Source organism: Flavobacterium sp. I-STPP5a (assembly GCF_009764685.1).
Taxonomy (GTDB): Bacteria; Bacteroidota; Bacteroidia; order Flavobacteriales; family Flavobacteriaceae; genus Flavobacterium.
The window spans coordinates 1-15,404 of record NZ_VHLM01000036.1 but is presented as its reverse complement, the minus strand read 5'-3'; the positions used below and the strand labels follow the sequence as shown (position 1 = coordinate 15,404).

Sequence of the window (15,404 nt, the reverse complement as noted above, 5' to 3'; positions counted from 1 at the left end):
ATCGATTTAATAACCGCGTCTTGACTTACATATCCTTTAGATTTATTAAAAGTAAATTCACTAGGTTTAATACCTTTTTTATTTGAGCTTGGTCTTCGGTAATAACTACTTTGAACCATTCCTACTATAGTAATAATTTTGGTTTTACTAATCTTATGTTTACTATAAATACTATCTACTAAATCTTTCTTGGATCGGATGTCCCAAACTTTTTTTTTAAAAGTTCACGCCCAATTTCTAATTCGATTTCCTTGTTAGCTAATAATTTGCGTAGAATTCTGTTTTCTTCCTCAGCTTGCTTTAGCTCTTTACTACTAGTGTCATAAGTTACTTTTAAACCAGCTTCTCCCTGCTTCTCGTGTTTCTTCTTCCAGCTATACAAAGTGCCAGTGCTAACGCTGTATTTACGGCACGTTTCAACAACTCCTAATTCTTCTGAAAAGGATAGGATTTCTAGCTTTTCTTCTAAACTCCATTTCTTGTATTTCATATATCAAATGTACTATTTGAAATTTAAAATATCACTCCGAACTATTAAGGGGCTAAAATACTAGCAATTTTACGCTCGTTGCGTGTTTCGGTGGGCAGATCAAAAAATACTAATATCCACAAACTTCTATATTGGTTTAATCGGGTGTAGTGTTCGTCATACATAAACAGGATATAAAATTTTCCTTGCGGTTCCTTCAAAACATTCTTGTAAGGAATGGGTTGTTCTGCTCATGGCAACCATCAACGGACTATTTTTTCCGTCTATTAAGACATCGATGGTTGCAATACTTAACAATTGTTTTTTAATTTCAATAGTCAGTTCGTCATAGCTGTCTTCCGTTTCCATAATGTGACAAACAATAAGATCAACATAGGGACGATAAGGCTCCATAATGTCATCCGCAAGGCAATAAGCATTGTATTTGTTGCGATGAAAGATGCCAAGAGTAGGTAACATTCCAGAGCTAACAAGCGCTCTTGCTGTAATAGCTCTTAAAATTGCATATCCATAATTCAATAAGTTATTGGGAGCAATTCCCTTTTGTCCTCTAGTGAAATTTTCAATTTTGATTAGGTTTTGCCAATAAAATACGGCTGCTCTCGATTCATGATTGAGCGCATCCCCCGATGTGACTTCTTTTGACCAAAGTTCCATTTTCCGGCACGGAATTCTTTTTTCTTTGAGCAATCCTGCTTGGTTTGATATTTTAGAGCTAATGGTTTGCTGCCATAAATTCTTTTTGAGCGGAACCGAAGCGTTAATTTGGTTTTTAAAACGCTCCGTTTGTTCGGTATGACCACTAAGCGGCATTAATAGGCCAATGGGCATGTGGTATTGATCACAATTAATTAATGCCACATTATTATTGGTTAGTTTTTCTAGCAAACCATTGGTTATCGTGATTTGTTGGTTTTCTAGAACAATTACGCCTATGTCTTCGATGGCCACGGTTTTGGTTTCTTGTTCCTTGTCGGGATAAGAGATTACTATTTGCTCGTTTTTAGTACTCAAATAAGCAGGATTACCGAAGAATAGGGTTCTTTTTATCATTATTTTTTTGGATTAAAAAATGACTATAAAATATTTTGGCTAAAGCCAATTATAATGTGATTTTTTTATTTTGAATGGGCTAAAGCCCAATCCAATTGATTTTGGGAATGTAAAGCATTTATTTAATTTTCAAATGTATTCTGCTTTTGAATTACAGCCCAGATTTTCAATTGATTTTTGTTTTAAATTTCTTTTTCCTATTTAATTGCCTCCCGCTTTTGAATTGCCTCCTGCTTTTGAATTGCCTCCTGCTTTAGCAGGAGGGATATAATAAAAAGAAGGTTGCATAGCTTTAGTCTAATTCTATTCTTTTTGAAATTGATATTTAGCTATGAATTCATCATATTCTTCTTGAAAGCTTTGTTTGCTGTGATGTTCCTCTTGTTTCTTAATGTAATTCCGAACTTTATCAATCATAGATTCCGAAACCGAAACTGCAAAATATTCGTCTTGCCATTCAAATTTGTCTAAACACAATTTGTTTTTGTTAATCCAAAAGGATGATTCTCCTTTAATGAGTTGCATTGTCTTTTGAATAGTTTGATCGGCCCCTAAAGAAACCAGACAATGACAATGATCAGAATATCCATTCACAAAATCAACAAATATTCCTTTGTCTTTGGCGTTTTCTTTGATGTGATGCCAAACTTTTTGTCTTAATTCTTTGTTGTCCAGAAAAGGAATTCTGTTTTTTGTACTCCAAACAAAATGAATATAGGTTTTGATGTATGGCATAATTTATTGTTTATGTTGTCGATATTTTGGCTAAAGCCAATCTTAAATATTCGATATTCTCGATTGGGTTAAAACCCAATCCTATTGATTGTAATTGAATGTATAAAAACTCATTCTTATTGAATTTAAATCTTCCTGAATTATAAATTTATTCCAAATTTCTCAATTTCTCATTTTTGAATTTCTTCCAGCTTTTAAATTGCCTCCAGCTTTTGAATTGCCTCCAGCTTTTGAATTGCCTCCAGCTTTAGCTGGAGGGGATAAGATTATTTATCTTGAATAGGCTTTAGCCAAAATATATTTGGCTAAAGCCTTATTTGGATTGTTTTATATTATAGAATGGGTTAAAACCCATTCCTATTGATTTTTGCATTTATATTTTATCATCGGATTATTTTTTTAATTTTCCCAAGCCTATCAATTTCGAGTTTCCAGCAAACAGATTTTATCATTATTGGTTTTTCTTTTTCATCATAAATAGTATTGGAATTTTTAAAATCAAGCATTCGTTCATTTTTATTATTTGAACCATTTTCATTAGAAATTATCTCTTTTGAATAATTATTAGAAACAAAATGTCCTTCTCCACCAGTACAACTTACAAATTTGTATATGCGTTCTGTTTGCTCTTTTGATAATTTATCAAAATTAACTGTTGTTAAGTTTTCTTTTTCTTCGTTTGTTGGGATATAAACCAAATCATTTGGGGATAGCGTGAATAAAAGGCGATTTATGTTTTCATCAGTTTCTAAAGCAGCACTTAATCCTTGTTTTTGTCTTTCTATTACCTCGTTGAATGGAATCGTTTTATAATTTCGTTTTCCTTTTTCATCCTGATAAATTGCAAAAAATAAGTTTGTTCCTTTGGCAGCTTCCACATATTTAGTTGTTTTATTTCCTGTATTTCCGAGACTAAATTTACCGCCCTCTTCAAAAACTCTAACTTTTTTTATTGGTTGATGATTTTTGCCATTATTTAGTACTGTTATATTTTTATTTAATTCATCTAAACCATTTTCAGAAAAAGCAATTTCATGTGTAGGGATTTTTTTACCATTTTCATCCATCGCATTTTGATACATTTCTTGTTTCAAATGGTTTAATAGAATTTTTTGTATTCCTGTATCGGTTATTTTTTCAATTTTCTTTTCATCAAAAGAATTGTCAAGTGTTTTTCTTGTGGCTGTGGCTTCTATAGTTTCATAAATCTGAACTTTGTCAATTGCTTTACCATCAATCATTACCGGAAAAGCTTTGATGTGTTTTTTTAAACCTACCAAATTGTTTGGATATTGTTTAATTTTTTCCGTCAATTGTTTTTTAACTTCCTTATCAACAATTAATTCTATTTGCTCAATAGCATTTGCAATAGTAATATGACTTTGTTTAATTCGTTTCAAAAATACTTTTCCGCTGACGGTTTCTGCGTGCATTGGTTTTCTAATTGCCCAATTATCGCCTTTTGTTTGTTTTAGGGTGACTTTTTTCATTGCACCATCTTCTTCTTTCCAAGCCTGATATTTATTAACTGTTTTGTTAATAACACGGGTGTTTTGTTTGAAACTGATAATGGTTCGATCCAATTGATCTTCTGCTTTTTTTGTAAAATTATCCCAAGGTTTATGGAATTCTTTTGCAATTTTTTGTCTTTTTTTATTTATTACAATTTCTTCAGTTCTACGTAGTTTAGAAACTAAAGAATAATTGGTTCTTTCAGAGTTGATTGAGTTTAAATAATTAATATGGTCTTTTGTTACACAAGCAATTACCAAAGCATCCAATGCGTGATGGCGGTGGTCAATTCTTTTTTTTGTAAAACCTTTGGCAAGTGCATCGGGTACTGTGGTTTGAAAAACTTGTTTGCCTTTGTTTCCAAATTCATCTTTTTTGAGTTCTATTTTCCCAAAATCACTAGAGTTTGTTAAGGCATTCAAACGTTCAAAACGTGGTGTGATTATGTTGTTCCAAACATCATTCAAGCCCCAATCTTGTTTCATTCTTGATGTGATGGAACCATTTAAAGAAACAATATGTTTTGAGGTTACTTCCTGCTCATCATCTTCTCGAACTATTTTGCTTAATAAGTTTTTTATGATTTTACTTATGTATTTGGTATCGTTTAATTGTCTTTCAATAAATTTTTCAGGAATTTCTTCGCTCAATAATCGTTTTTGCTTGTTTTTATTTTTGTTATAATAAGCAGTTATGTGTTGCTCATATTCAAATGTTGTAAATATTTTAATACTACCGCCGTTATTTTTAGGGATTATTCTGGGTTTATCACTTTTAATAAACTCATACGCAGTCATATTACCTTTTAATTCATTCACTTCAGATTCACAAATAACTTTATTTGATAACGAATCATCAAATAATCTGGATTGCGGGATAATATGTTCAATTTGATATTTAGTTGTAAATAAATCACTTAATGGAATTAACTTTCCAGTGTATGGTGAAATATAACCTTGTTCCAACCAAAGTTTGTATTTGATAATTTCAGAAGATGTTGGTTTGGCATTCTTTCTGATTTTATCAATTTCTTCTAACTTTTCTTTTTTAATTTCATTACTATAAACACCTTCTTCATAAATTTTCAGAATCTCTTGCTGGCTTGGCGAATAAGGACGAATGTCATCAACACCATCATTTTTTAATTCTGTTAAAATGGCTTTGATTCGAAGGTTTGTATTTTCGTTTTCTGATATTTTTTTAGTCATTCTTTCACGAGTGGCTTTGTCATTCTTCATTTCTCGACCTAACTCAATATGAATTTCGTTAAAGAAATTTTCTTTTCCCTCGCCATAATTTTGCCAAATATCTTTTACAACTCGCAATGTTTCTGTAATTACTTGTTCCACAATTGGATTGCGGAGTGAGTGTTGTTTGAAGCCAGATTTGTTTTTAGGATTTAAAAACCATGCTATATCTGCGGGAGTTTTCCATTTTGAAACATCACTCGCTTCACTGTGTCGGTCATAAATAATATACGATGCTAACCACAAAGGCAAACCTTGAAAATCATTTGTTTTACTTAAATGAATTGCTTTTTCTCGAACACGAGTTCTCATATTTTCGTCAAATTCTCCGGTTTGAATTTTGTCAATTCTAGCCAATGTTTTGGCGTCTATATTTTTTTCATCCCAATAGCTCCCAAAACGCATTAATGGCAATAATTTTTTTATGGCTTTTTCAGAAAAAGATCCATAATCTTTTTTATAAGGTTTTAGTTTAGAAAAATTGGTTATAAATTCATCAGACAAATTATGTCGTTTGGCAAAAGTGGTTATTGCTTTTGTTATTTCGATTTTATCCGTAACAGAATATAAAATATGCCATAAATCTTGGGTGTTTTTGGCATCAAAAAAAGATTTATCCAGATCAATTTTTGCAACGGCATTCAAAAATTGATTTCTTGTTTCGTTACAAGGATAGATTTTGTCTTCTACAAAATTCCATCTGTATTTTGCAACTTCCGCATCTAATAATTTACCTTTTAATTTTAAAGGCTTTAGTAAATGTTTGATAAATGAAATTTGATCTATTTCTTTCCTGTCATTAAGAAAATTAAAAAGTTCGACTAAATCTTCTTCAGTTTTTAAATAATCATGGGTTACATCAACATCATTTACAATTTCTTTTCTGTATATTTTAAGGTTTTTAACAAATTGTAACAATCTAAATTCCTGAAAAATAGGATTTGATTTTGCAATACATTTCAAAGGTTTTACAACTTGATTGCCATTGCTATCTTTTACCAAAGCCCCTTTTTTGTCTTTAATAGGAACAAATTCTAAACTACAATCACTAATTAATGAGGTTTTACTTTTAAGCGGACGTTGATATAAAATAATATCTTCTAAAAATAAGTACTCAAAACTTTTGTCTTTGATGTTGTTTTTGTGTGAATCATTGTGTTTGTACAATTCATCAATACATTTTGTATAAAGATTTCTGTCTCCAAAAATTTCATTATGAAATGCAATTTGGGCTTTTAGAATTTTTGATAATTCATCCTTATAAAATTTTCTTTCGATGGTTCTTACCAACTCGCCTTTTATTTTTTGATTGGGATTTTTTAAAAGTGCATCATAAATAAAAGTACCAACCGATTTTTCACTTTGATTAATGGTTTGTTCGGTTTTGCTTTTTATTGCTATCCAATCTTTTTCAGAATCTACTTTTTTATAGGTACGTTTACTTTCTCCATTTGACAATATACTTGTTGAAACAATAAACTCTCTAATTTTCCCTAACCAGTCTTGAGGTTTTGTAGTTTGTTTGTCATATTTCCATCCATTTTCAAAATAAATATCAAACAAAGCATCTTCTGTTCCTTTTATTTTTGAACCACTATCTTCAACTCGTTCAATTTTAAGCGTTTCAAATGTTATATTCTTATCGCTGTCAATTTCCTCACCACGCAATTGATAATACCCTCTTTTTTGATTAAAATTTAATACTATCCAAGCCAATTCTTCTTTATAAATTTTTTGAGTTAAAGCTTTTTTTCTCAAATAATATATAGTCCAATCATACGGAACTTGTTTTAAATCAGGATTAGTTAATTGAAATTCAGCAAGCATTTCTTGGTGACTTTCTAAAAATAAAAACTGATTTTTACCACTTTCATTTTTATAAAAAGATAATTTTTCTTCTTTTTCAGGTTTAAATTGGCCAAATTTTTTCTCAAAATCAATCGCTTCAGCATAATGTTGAGGTAGAAAATCAAGAATATTTAAAACTCTATGCAGTCGTTCTCTTCTTAATAAAAAGCGTTGTACCAATCTTCTTGTTCCTCTATATTTTGTTCTTTCGGCAGTTTGCGAAATAGAAACACCACTATCAAATTTGCCTAAAACATCTTGACTCATAGGAATTATGCTACTTCCTAGTCCTTCAATATTTCCCATTTTATTCTCGAAATCATTGTTTGTTAAAGCCCATCCAATGCTATTTGTCCCCAAATCCAACCCTAATATTTTCTTCATGTTTCATCCTATTTATTATAGTCATAAACTTACGAAAAATAAACTATTGATTTTACGAAAAACCTTATTTGCATTAAAAAAATATTTCGTAATATTGTAAGACAATTTTGAAGCAATTCACAATAAGGATTATTCCGTTGTGAAAACATTTAAAGCGGCCTCACAAGGGTCGCTTTTTCAATGGTATAATTTTAAAATTTATTGGTCTATTTAAGCAGTAGTTTCAAGGAATAAAAAATCCCTCAAATGAATTGTTTATTTGAGGGATTTTGCAATTATTTTCAAGGTTTACTTATTCCAAATTTTCCAAGCTTTTTCAGCTTGAAAAATAAGCATGTCTAAGCCATTTTTTGTTTGAGCGCCTTGAGCAGCAGCTTTTTTCAAAAATTGTGTTTCTGCGGGGTTGTAAATTAAATCGTAGGCAATGTGCTTCTCTGTAAAAAACGAATAGGGCAGTAGTGGGAAAGCATCAGTATTTGGGCTTGTACCTACTGGCGTAGCATTAATAATAATGTGGTAATTATCAAATGTTGTAGCATTAATTCTGTCATAACTTATGCTTGTTTCAGTAGCTTCTCTTGATACAAATACATACGGAATGTCAAGCTCATCAAGAGCAAAAGCAACGCCTTTAGAAGCTCCACCTGTGCCTAAAATCAAGGCTTTCTTGTGATGAGGTTGCAGTAAGGGTATCAGGGATTTTTTAAAGCCAAAATAATCAGTATTGTATCCTTTTAGTTTGCCTTTTTTTGTAACGCGTATGGTATTTACTGCACCTATAAGCGCAGCTTTTTTGGATAAGGAATCTAGATAAGGAATAACCGTTTCTTTGTATGGAATGGTTACATTAAGTCCTTGTATATCTTTGTTTTCAAACCTAATTGTTGGAAAATCTTGAATGTCTTGAATGTCAAAATTTTCATAAGTACAACCTTCAAAACCTGCCGCAGCAAATTTCTCAGTAAAATATTTTTTAGAAAAAGAATAACTGATGTTACGTCCTACTAACCCAAAACGTCTTGTATTACTCTCCGTCATTTGTACCCGTATATTTTTTGATGTGGTTTTGCACTGATTTTTTCTCCCAAACAGATGGGAAAGAATTTTTTAATAACTTTGAATTGGCGGCATTGAGTCGTAAAGCATTACTCAAATGAAATTTTGCCTTCGTTGTATCGTTTAGTAAATAATATAAACCAGCTAATCGGTATTCAATTTCGTTTTCTTCAGGATAATATTCGGTAGCCTGCAAAAGTGTTTGAACAGCTGCCATAAACTCTCCTTGAAATTGTAAAATATCTACCCAAAAAAGCCAAACATCAAGGCTTGTTTCTCCATATTCAACTGCTTTTTTGTAGCCAAAGGTTGCTTCTTCAAAATAGCCCATTTTTTTGTTGATGCTTGCAAATCGTTTCCAATACAATTTGTTTTGGTTGTCAATAGCAAGGGCTTTGTTTACAAAATAGAGTGCTTTTTGATAGTTTTTTTGACGAACATAAAAATCAGTTATGGCAATCCAGCCTTTATCTAGTAAAGGATCTTCATGTACAGTTTGATTATAATATTTGAGTGCTAGAGCGGTATTGCCCAGTTTTTCATGACATTTTCCCATTCGCAATAGCGCATAAGAAGTTGCATCATCTAACTCAATAGTTCTGCTGTAACTTTCAACCGCTTTTTCATAATTTTTAAGACGTTCGTATGCTTTGGCTTTTTCCATAAAAGCGCCCACAAATTCGTCGTCTATCAGCGTTGCATATTCATAAGCACGTATAGCTTCTTCATATTCTTTTACGCTGTAATGCAAACGCCCAAGTTGGTGCCAAGCAATTTCACTATACGGATTTTTGTCAATGTATTCTTTTAGAAATTGGATCGCATCTTGATTTTGATCTAAAAATTCAAAGCAATATACCACGTTATACAACGCTGATTGATCTTCAAGATCTTCCTCAAGACAATTGATAAAGTTTGTTTTTGCCATTTCAAAATTGTCCATAAACAAATACTCCATGCCTATTAAATTATACACATCGGCAAGATCATCTGTATATTTAAGTGCAATTTTTAAGAGTTCAACAGCTTTTTCATGTTGGTCTCTTTTAGAGCATATATTTGCTTTTTGAATGTATATTTCTTCATTATTGGGTTCAATAGCATACAACTCATTCAATATTTTTTCAGCGAGTTCTAATTTATCATCATACACAAGCATCTCGACTTGCACGAGTTTAAGTCCTGTTGCTTTAGGATGTTGTTCCAAGGCTAATTTGAGGGCTTTTTTTGCCAAAGTGGCTTTGCCCATATCCAGATAATGAAGGATAATTTCTTCAAATTCTTCGGAGTCGAAAAAGAATACCTTGTTGGTTTTCAACATGGACTCAAATTTTGATAAGGATAAGTTATAATCTTCTTCTTCGTTGCTTAATTGCATACTTTGGTTTTTTAATTTAGCCTAACTAAAATTAGGTAATCGTGGGTGTACTGTGAGGGTAATTTAGAATTTTTGTGAACAATTTAATTAACAAAAAAATGCTTTAGTTAAAACAAAGAGTATCTCCTTGTCGAATATTTTAAAGATTAATTCTTATTCATCATTTCATCCATCACTTCTAGTATAATGCTACAACCTTCTCGTATTTCTTCCTCCGAAATAGTCAAAGGAGGTGTAATCCTGATGGCGCATCCTTCAAAAAGGAGCCAGAATAAGATAAGTCCTCTATCTTGACATTTTAAAATAACCTCGTTTGTTATATCTGGGCTTTTAGTCATGGCGGCTAGCATCAATCCTTTACCTCTTATTTCTTGTATCAAAGGATGTACCAAAAGCGATCTAAATAATTTTTCTTTCTCAAGAGCTTCCTGCATGATATTAGTTTCTGTAATTTCTTGCAAAGTAGCTAAGCAGGCTGCCGCTATGACAGGATGTCCACCAAAGGTAGTTATGTGTCCTAACTTTGGATTGTCACTCAACAAATCCATTTGTGCTGATGAAGCTGTAAAAGCACCAACAGGCATTCCGCCACCCATGCCTTTTCCCATGACGACAATATCAGGAACAACATCGTAATTTTGGAACCCAAAAAGTTTTCCGGTTCTCCCAAAACCTGGTTGAATTTCATCCAGAATCATCATGGCACCTACTTCATCACAGCGTTCTCTCACTTTTTTGAGATAGTCATTGTGTGGTTGAATGAATCCCGCTCCACCTTGAATGGTTTCTAATAATACTCCTGCAGTTTTGTGCGTTATTTTAAGTAAATCAGCTTCGTTATTAAACGTGATAAACTCCACATCAGGGATCAACGGGCGAAAGACTTGTTTGCGTTCTTCAAATCCCATGACACTCATAGAACCCATGGTATTGCCGTGATACGCGTTGTGACACGAAATCAATTGACTTCTTCCTGTGGTTCTTCGGGCTAGTTTTAAGGCTCCTTCTATGGCTTCTGTACCTGAATTAACCAGATAGGTTTTGTCTAAAGGTGCGGGCAATAATGAGGCTAACAATTTGCAATAAGCTACAGCTGGGCTTTGAGAATATTCGCCGTATACCATTACGTGTGAATATTTATCTAATTGATCTTTTATGGCTTGGTTGACTCTAGGATGCTGGTGGCCTAAGGCACAGGCTGATACGCCTGCTACAAAATCTAGGTATTTTCTAGAATCTGTTGCGTAGATGTAAGACCCTATAGCGTGTGACACCTCCATGCCTAGCGGATAGGGTGAAGTTTGTGCTTGGTATTTTAAAAAATCTGTGTTCACAAATTATTGTTTAATCGTTTATTGGATGTTTTTTTGTTATCGGCAGCTATTTACTGTGACTGTTTACTGAAAACTGATACTGTTCACTGTAAACTGTGACTGTGTACTGTGACTGCAAACTGAGACTACTTCTTAACTTTCTTTTTATCGTAATTCAGTGTTTCTTTCCTAATTTTCATCGGAATATTCCCTTTGCCTTTAGCTGATTTAGTGGCTTTGGCAATTTTTTCATTGTCTTCATTTTCTTCGGGAGGAAAAATATCGTCCTTTGATTTTATACGTTCATCGCCTCGCCAAACTAGGCCTCTTAGTTTTCTAGCATTTTCGGGCAGTTCGTCTTCGGGGAAAATATCTCCATCAACTTCTTGAAAAAAAGTAATGGTTTCGATCTCATTATCAGCTAGTACTAAATTTATTTTACTGCTTTTATTTTTGTTAATTCCTATCAATTCTTGTGCTTCATTACGCATGTAGTAAATGACTTCTGCGTTTTTGATAATATCAACATCGTGTAATTTTCCTTCTAGAAATTTCCCATATAAATTTTGTCCCTTGACTTGATTGTATCCTGTTCCCAAAGTGTCTTTTGAGAGAATAAAAGTATTTTCGAGTACTTTAAGAGAGTCTAATTTTTGAGTGGTTTTATCTCCTATTAAATGCATAATGTCGCCCGTAATTTGGTTTTCTGCGTTCCAAAGTATTGGATTTCCTATCATTTTTGTCAGTCCCATTTTAGTACTAGAATGTATCGAATCACATTTCCCACTCATATCCTTTTTGAAAAATCGGACGTTATTAAAGGCTCTAATGATTCTGTTTCCTTCTTTTCCGGTGACCATCAGTTTTTTTCCGTGAATATAAACCGAGTCATTTTCGACAAAATTTACTGCCACCGCTCTTTTTGTAACATACATAGAATCTTGTTTTTTAAACACTTCGGCATAATGCCCTTTGACAATACCGCGGTTTATAGAATCTGTTATTTTTACATTTCGAGTCGCCGATGCAAATTCTCTGTTTCTATCATAATACAAACTGTCACCTTTAATCACTCTATCGTCATATTTGATATAAGATTTGTTTAGGAAGTGTGCTAGATTTTTTTTGGTGTCATAAAATCCTTTTTCGGTGTAAATGTAATTGGCTTTACTGGTAATTGTTGAGGGTCCTAAAAGATACGAATGTCCCGAATTACTAAAATAATCCAAATGATTTGATTTTATCACATACGTAGGATTTGTAATGGTAACCGCTGTCAAAAATCGAAATTTCTTTTCTTTTACATAATATCTTCCTGAATTACTCTTAAGTGTATTGTCTTTATTGGTAATTGTTCCCGCTGTATCGTAATACGCTTCTTGAATATTTCGGTCAAAATTGATAATATCTGTTACCAACGTTGCGTCTGGCGAACTCATAACTGCGTCACCAGAAGCATATGCTTTTTTTACATTTCCATTGTACTCGGCGTATTTACTGTTCAAAAACAAAGTGTCGCCTTGCACCATTTGCACGTTTCCAAAAGCTTTGATGTATTTTTCCTTTTGAAAATAATAAGCTTTGTTGCAGGTTAGAACTATTCCATCATGGCTTATACGAACGTTACCAATGAGTAAAACGGCATCTGGCACTTCTATTTGATACACATCTGAAAAATCAGCATTTTCTATGTTGATTTTTTTTGGGGCTTGCGCCAAAACAAACTGCGAAATCAATAAAATGGCTAGTTGAGTAAGGAAAAAAAGTGTTTTTTTCAATGGATCTAATTTTTGTCAAATTTATGAAAAAGGAAACAATCCTAATCCATATTAGGATTTATTTATAATTAGTCAAAACGGACTTTAAAGGATAGGTTTACACTAAAAGTTATCAACAAATAAAACTACTCTTTCGTTGTAGTTTATTCACTAGTACGTAGAACGGTATAATTTTAATTGTTTTTCACTTCATCTAGTATAAAAAATATTAAATTTAAAATCTGATGTCCATTTGGTACAAGACCTATTGACATTAGCATTAATGATAACTATGATGAAAAAAAGAACTATTGTTGCGAGTGTAGGCTTGGGATTATTGGCAATAGCCTGCAAAACAACTGATTTGAAAATGAATACTACGCAAAAAGAACCTGTTGCACGTAAAAAAGAAGTCGTGTATCAAGTTTTTACGCGATTATTTGGAAATAAAAATACTACCAACAAACCTTGGGGAACTATTGAAGAAAATGGAGTAGGGAAGTTCAACGATTTTACCACAATAGCCTTGCAAGAAATAAAGGATTTAGGCGTAAGTCATATTTGGTACACGGGAGTGCCGCATCATGCTTTAATTCGGGATTATACTGCTATCGGAATTTCTAATGATGACCCAGAAGTCGTGAAAGGTAGAGCAGGATCGCCTTATGCTGTGAAAGATTACTACAATGTAAACCCAGATTTAGCAGTAAATCCTGAAAACCGATTGCAAGAATTTGAAGCCCTTATTAATAGAACGCATCAAGCGGGATTAAAAGTGATTATTGATATTGTCCCAAATCACATAGCGCGCAAGTACGAGAGTAAAAACAATCCCTCAGGAGTTCGCGATTTTGGCGCTGATGATGATACTACTGTTAAATATAAAAGAGATAACAATTTTTATTATATTCCAAACACTAAATTTGAAGTTCCTGATACGAATGCACCATTAAACGGAGAAGTTCATCCGTTAATTGATGGGGAATTTGAAGAAAATCCAGCAAAATGGACTGGAAATGGCTCCCGAATGGCTAAACCAGATAAGAATGATTGGTACGAGACCGTAAAAGTAAATTATGGTATTCGCCCGGATGGGTCCAAAGATTTTCCAGAACTTCCAGCACGATATGACAAAAAAACAGTTCAGGAGCATTTTGAATTTTGGAAAAATAAAAATGTACCCAATTCGTGGGTGAAATTCAAAGACATAGTTTTGTATTGGACAGCAAAAGGTATAGATGGTTTCCGATTTGATATGGCCGAAATGGTACCGTATGAATTTTGGAGTTATATGAATTCAGCCATAAAAATGAAAAATACGGAAGCTTTTCTATTAGCCGAAGTTTACAACCCAAAAGAGTATAGAAACTACATTCATCTTGGTAAAATGGATTATTTGTATGACAAAGTGGAGACGTATGACGCCTTGAAAGCCATCATAAAAGGTCAAGCTACACCAGATCGGTTGGTACAAATTCAGAATGGTTTAAATGATATTGAAAACCACATGCTTCATTTTCTAGACAATCATGATGAGCAGCGCTTAGCAAGTCCAGAATTTGCGGGATCAGCTGAAAAAGGAAAACCATTGATGGTAGTTTCAACAACCATAAGTTCAGCACCTACTATGGTTTATTTTGGTCAAGAAGTTGGTGAAGCTGGCAATGAGAATGCTGGATTTGGAACACATTCAAGAACATCAATTTTTGATTATGTTGGTGTGCCAAATCACCAGCGCTGGATGAATAATGGCAAATTTGATGGAGCGTTATTAACAGCAAATGAAAAAGAGTTGCGAGATTTTTATAGACGACTTCTTAACTTTTCATTGAATAGTCCGGCTTTGATGAGCGATTATCAGGAGTTGCATACTCAAAACCGTCAATTTACAAAAGGTTATGACGAAAGTATTTTTTCATTTGCCCGTTGGTCTACAGAGCAAAAAATAATTGTTGTTACTAATTTTTCATCAGTGACCACAAGTACTTTTGAACTTAAAATTTCAAAAGACCTCATTAAAAAGTGGCAATTAATAGATGGTCTATATACTGTAAAAGATCAATTGTATCAAGTGTATTCTTCTCAATTAAGAGTTTCTCAAGGAGAAGGAACCTTGCAAATAAAGATTAATCCATTAGAATCTTTCATATTACAACTGTAAGGATGAAAAAAAGCTGCTAAAATTTTGAGGGCACTGAAAAACATCGCTTATTTTGATTAGCATCCTTTTTTAGATAATAAAAAACGCTTGTAACAGGATTTCAAACATCTGTTATAAGCGTTTTTATTTTTGTAACTGTTTTTTATTGTAGGTTATATGAGTYGGTTTTTGACTTATACAGGTTCATTTGGCAAAATGCATGTGTAGATTACATTTTCTACATTAATTTGAGTATTCTTTTTAAGTTGACTGTAAAAATTGCTATTGCACCTTGCATTTGCATATTGGTAATACCGTATGATATCGCTCTATCATAACCGTGTACATTTTTTAACTCGCTATTTTTGGCTTCTATCTTGTATCGATGTTTTGCTTTTTCTTTGTAATATTCTGTTTCTTGAAAAGCCATTTGGTCTTGATGTAATTCTGATTTTATGGATACCGAATACGTTTTTGTTTTGGCTCCATCT

10 protein-coding genes are annotated in these 15,404 nt (G+C 32.8%); 1 reads left to right on the top strand and 9 read right to left on the bottom strand.

Annotation, left to right across the window (positions count from 1 at the left end):
• Window positions 1-178: 178 nt before the first annotated feature.
• The 8 genes from FJV36_RS07435 to FJV36_RS07395 all read right to left on the bottom strand — a co-directional run bounded on the left by FJV36_RS07435 (window position 179) and on the right by FJV36_RS07395 (window position 12,794).
• Window positions 179-490: a transposase gene (locus FJV36_RS07435; protein ID WP_158727651.1), complete on the bottom strand. Its 312-nt coding sequence runs from the start codon at window positions 488-490 to the stop codon at window positions 179-181.
• A gap of 156 nt (window positions 491-646) precedes the next feature.
• The gene (cas1, locus tag FJV36_RS07425) at window positions 647-1,543 is read right to left on the bottom strand and encodes a type II CRISPR-associated endonuclease Cas1 (protein WP_158980972.1); all 897 of its coding nucleotides are present in this window, start codon (window positions 1,541-1,543) and stop codon (window positions 647-649) included.
• 303 nt (window positions 1,544-1,846) lie between these two features.
• On the bottom strand, window positions 1,847-2,278 hold the full coding sequence (tnpA, locus tag FJV36_RS07420) for an IS200/IS605 family transposase (protein ID WP_158729487.1): 432 nt from the start codon (window positions 2,276-2,278) through the stop codon (window positions 1,847-1,849).
• Between the two features lie 383 nt (window positions 2,279-2,661).
• Window positions 2,662-7,269: a type II CRISPR RNA-guided endonuclease Cas9 gene (gene cas9, locus FJV36_RS07415; protein ID WP_158980969.1), complete on the bottom strand. Its 4,608-nt coding sequence runs from the start codon at window positions 7,267-7,269 to the stop codon at window positions 2,662-2,664.
• A gap of 288 nt (window positions 7,270-7,557) precedes the next feature.
• Window positions 7,558-8,307, bottom strand: a complete 750-nt coding sequence (locus FJV36_RS07410) for a shikimate dehydrogenase (protein WP_158729485.1) — start codon at window positions 8,305-8,307, stop codon at window positions 7,558-7,560.
• Window positions 8,294-9,703: a lipopolysaccharide assembly protein LapB gene (locus FJV36_RS07405; RefSeq protein WP_158980968.1), complete on the bottom strand. Its 1,410-nt coding sequence runs from the start codon at window positions 9,701-9,703 to the stop codon at window positions 8,294-8,296. The genes FJV36_RS07410 and FJV36_RS07405 overlap by 14 nt, the downstream gene beginning before the upstream one ends.
• 146 nt (window positions 9,704-9,849) lie before the next feature.
• On the bottom strand, window positions 9,850-11,037 hold the full coding sequence (locus tag FJV36_RS07400) for an aspartate aminotransferase family protein (protein WP_158729483.1): 1,188 nt from the start codon (window positions 11,035-11,037) through the stop codon (window positions 9,850-9,852).
• Window positions 11,038-11,162: 125 nt separating this feature from the next.
• A complete protein-coding gene (locus tag FJV36_RS07395; RefSeq protein WP_158729482.1) occupies window positions 11,163-12,794 on the bottom strand; it encodes an OstA-like protein in 1,632 nt (543 codons plus the stop codon).
• 271 nt (window positions 12,795-13,065) lie between these two features.
• On the opposite strand from FJV36_RS07395, the gene FJV36_RS07390 reads away from it, so the two are divergent.
• Window positions 13,066-14,934 (top strand): alpha-amylase family protein, encoded by a 1,869-nt coding sequence (locus FJV36_RS07390; protein ID WP_158980974.1) that lies wholly within the window; start codon window positions 13,066-13,068, stop codon window positions 14,932-14,934.
• Window positions 14,935-15,151: 217 nt separating this feature from the next.
• Here the strand turns inward: FJV36_RS07390 and FJV36_RS07385 are convergent.
• The coding region (locus FJV36_RS07385; protein WP_199250854.1) for a transposase at window positions 15,152-15,404 on the bottom strand (253 nt) is incomplete at its 5' end.

Bases quoted from the DNA above. Each gene is read 5' to 3' on its own strand.
- FJV36_RS07410 (WP_158729485.1), bottom strand. From the start codon at position 8,307: ATGACGGAGAGTAATACAAGACGTTTTGGGTTAGTAGGACGTAACATC.
- cas1 (WP_158980972.1), bottom strand. From the start codon at position 1,543: ATGATAAAAAGAACCCTATTCTTCGGTAATCCTGCTTATTTGAGTACT.
- FJV36_RS07390 (WP_158980974.1), top strand. From the start codon at position 13,066: ATGATGAAAAAAAGAACTATTGTTGCGAGTGTAGGCTTGGGATTATTG.
- FJV36_RS07405 (WP_158980968.1), bottom strand. From the start codon at position 9,703: ATGCAATTAAGCAACGAAGAAGAAGATTATAACTTATCCTTATCAAAA.
- FJV36_RS07435 (WP_158727651.1), bottom strand. From the start codon at position 490: ATGAAATACAAGAAATGGAGTTTAGAAGAAAAGCTAGAAATCCTATCC.
- cas9 (WP_158980969.1), bottom strand. From the start codon at position 7,269: ATGAAGAAAATATTAGGGTTGGATTTGGGGACAAATAGCATTGGATGG.
- tnpA (WP_158729487.1), bottom strand. From the start codon at position 2,278: ATGCCATACATCAAAACCTATATTCATTTTGTTTGGAGTACAAAAAAC.